The organism is Cellulomonas sp. PhB150, assembly GCF_003755175.1.
In the GTDB taxonomy this organism is placed as follows: domain Bacteria; phylum Actinomycetota; class Actinomycetes; order Actinomycetales; family Cellulomonadaceae; genus Cellulomonas.
This window is the reverse complement of record NZ_RKHX01000007.1, coordinates 2138-5183: the sequence shown is the minus strand read 5'-3', so window position 1 is coordinate 5183 and position 3046 is coordinate 2138. Positions and strand designations below refer to the sequence as shown.

The following is a 3046-nucleotide window of genomic DNA, read 5'->3' as shown; positions in this document are numbered from 1 at the left end:
GGGGAAACAGAAAGAGCCACCCCCGAAGGGGTGGCTCTTTGCTGAATGATGTCCGGCGGCGTCCTACTCTCCCACACCCTGGCGAGTGCAGTACCATCGGCGCTGAGGGGCTTAGCTTCCGGGTTCGGAATGGGACCGGGCGTTTCCCCCTCGCTATGACCGCCGTAACGTTGTCGAGTTGTCAAACGGGTTCCCGTTCGTCTCTCGGGAACCGCACAGTGGACGCGTAGCACTTGAATGAAGTGGTGAAGTTGTCGGCTTATTAGTACCGGTCAGCTGCGAAGGTCTTTAGTCCCTTCTTCCACATCCGGCCTATCTACCCAGTGGTCTAGCTGGGAGCCTCTCGGGGATCGAGTCCCCGTGGAAACCTCATCTTGAAGCAGGCTTCCCGCTTAGATGCTTTCAGCGGTTATCCCTTCCGAACGTAGCCAACCAGCCGTGCTCCTGGCGGAACAACTGGCACACCAGAGGTTCGTCCGTCCCGGTCCTCTCGTACTAGGGACAGCCCTTCTCAAGTTTCCTGCGCGCGCAGCGGATAGGGACCGAACTGTCTCACGACGTTCTAAACCCAGCTCGCGTACCGCTTTAATGGGCGAACAGCCCAACCCTTGGGACCTACTCCAGCCCCAGGATGCGACGAGCCGACATCGAGGTGCCAAACCATGCCGTCGATATGGACTCTTGGGCAAGATCAGCCTGTTATCCCCGGGGTACCTTTTATCCGTTGAGCGACGGCGCTTCCACAAGCCACCGCCGGATCACTAGTTCCGACTTTCGTCCCTGCTCGACCTGTCGGTCTCACAGTCAAGCTCCCTTGTGCACTTGCACTCGCCACCTGATTGCCAACCAGGCTGAGGGAACCTTTGAGCGCCTCCGTTACATTTTAGGAGGCAACCGCCCCAGTTAAACTACCCATCAGGCACTGTCCCTGATCCGGATTACGGACCGAGGTTAGATGTCCAGAGCGACCAGAGTGGTATTTCAACGTTGACTCCACCGACACTGGCGTGCCGGCTTCACAGTCTCCCACCTATCCTACACAAGCCGCACCGAACACCAATACCAAACTATAGTAAAGGTCCCGGGGTCTTTCCGTCCTGCTGCGCGTAACGAGCATCTTTACTCGTAGTGCAATTTCGCCGAGTTCGCGGTTGAGACAGCGGAGAAGTCGTTACGCCATTCGTGCAGGTCGGAACTTACCCGACAAGGAATTTCGCTACCTTAGGATGGTTATAGTTACCACCGCCGTTTACTGGGGCTTAAATTCTGAGCTTCGCCTTGCGGCTGACCCGTCCTCTTAACCTTCCAGCACCGGGCAGGCGTCAGTCCGTATACATCGTCTTGCGACTTCGCACGGACCTGTGTTTTTAGTAAACAGTCGCTTCTCCCTGGTCTCTGCGGCCCTACACGCTCCCCGAGCAAGTCGGTTCACGCTTCAGGCCCCCCTTCTCCCGAAGTTACGGGGGCATTTTGCCGAGTTCCTTAACCACGATTCTCTCGATCGCCTTGGTATTCTCTACCTGATCACCTGAGTCGGTTTGGGGTACGGGCGGCTAGAACCTCGCGTCGAAGTTTTTCTTGGCAGCATAGGATCACCAAATTCCCGCTATTGCGGTCACCATCAGCTCTCAGGCTATGTGAGTTGCGGATTTGCCTACAACTCGCCCTACGACCTTGGACGTGGACTACCATCGCCACGCTTGGCTACCTTCCTGCGTCACTCCTGTTAATACGCTTACCTACTACTGGTTCGGGTCCCGTGCTCCCTGAAGCGGTGCAACCCGAAGGTCACGGTGCAACAGCTCGGACGGTTAGCATCACCGGGCTCGGTATGGGCGGTTCTTCGCCGGTACGGGAATATCAACCCGTTGTCCATCGACTACGCCTGTCGGCCTCGCCTTAGGTCCCGACTTACCCAGGGCGGATTAGCCTGGCCCTGGAACCCTTGATCATTCGGCGGACGGGTTTCTCACCCGTCATTCGCTACTCATGCCTGCATTCTCACTCGTGTGGCGTCCACCGCTGGGTCACCCCGCGACTTCACTCGCCACACGACGCTCCCCTACCCATCCACACGCCTGAACCACGAAGGCTTAGCTGATGTGTGAATGCCACAGCTTCGGCGGTATACTTGAGCCCCGCTACATTGTCGGCGCGGAATCACTTGACCAGTGAGCTATTACGCACTCTTTCAAGGGTGGCTGCTTCTAAGCCAACCTCCTGGTTGTCTGTGCAACTCCACATCCTTTCCCACTTAGCATACGCTTAGGGGCCTTAGCTGGTGGTCTGGGCTGTTTCCCTCTCGACTACGGAGCTTATCCCCCGCAGTCTCACTGCCACGCTCTGGCTTACCGGCATTCGGAGTTTGGCTAACGTCAGTAACCTGGTGGGGCCCATCGGCTATCCAGTAGCTCTACCTCCGGCAAGAAACGCGTGACGCTGCACCTAAATGCATTTCGGGGAGAACCAGCTATCACGAAGTTTGATTGGCCTTTCACCCCTAACCACAGGTCATCCCCCCGGTTTTCAACCCAGGTGGGTTCGGTCCTCCACGCGGTCTTACCCGCGCTTCAACCTGCCCATGGCTAGATCACTTCGCTTCGGGTCTAGAGCACGCGACTGAATCGCCCTATTCGGACTCGCTTTCGCTACGGCTTCCCCACACGGGTTAACCTCGCCACGTACCACTAACTCGCAGGCTCATTCTTCAAAAGGCACGCCGTCACCCCTGCTAGGGAGGCTCCGACGGATTGTAGGCACACGGTTTCAGGTACTATTTCACTCCCCTCCCGGGGTACTTTTCACCTTTCCCTCACGGTACTTGTCCGCTATCGGTCACTAGGTAGTATTTAGGCTTACACAGTGGTCTGTGCTGATTCACTCCAGGTTTCTCGGGCCCGGAGCTACTTGGGATCCCCTTCGGGAGGCCACGGCATTTCGTCTACGGGGGTTCCACCCTCTGTGCCCGGCCTTTCAATGCCGTTCGACTATACCGCGACTTTCTGACTCCCTGCTAGATCGGCAGATCCAGCTGAAAGGTCCCGCA

2 rRNA genes (1 of these 2 only partly in view) are annotated in these 3046 nt (G+C 57.3%); both read right to left on the bottom strand.

What is annotated here, in order from left to right:
* Positions 1–50: 50 nt before the first annotated feature.
* Positions 51–167, bottom strand: a 5S ribosomal RNA gene (gene rrf / locus EDF34_RS17375).
* Between the two features lie 76 nt (positions 168–243).
* Positions 244–3046: ribosomal RNA gene (locus EDF34_RS17370) — 23S ribosomal RNA — on the bottom strand; it runs 170 nt beyond the window's last position.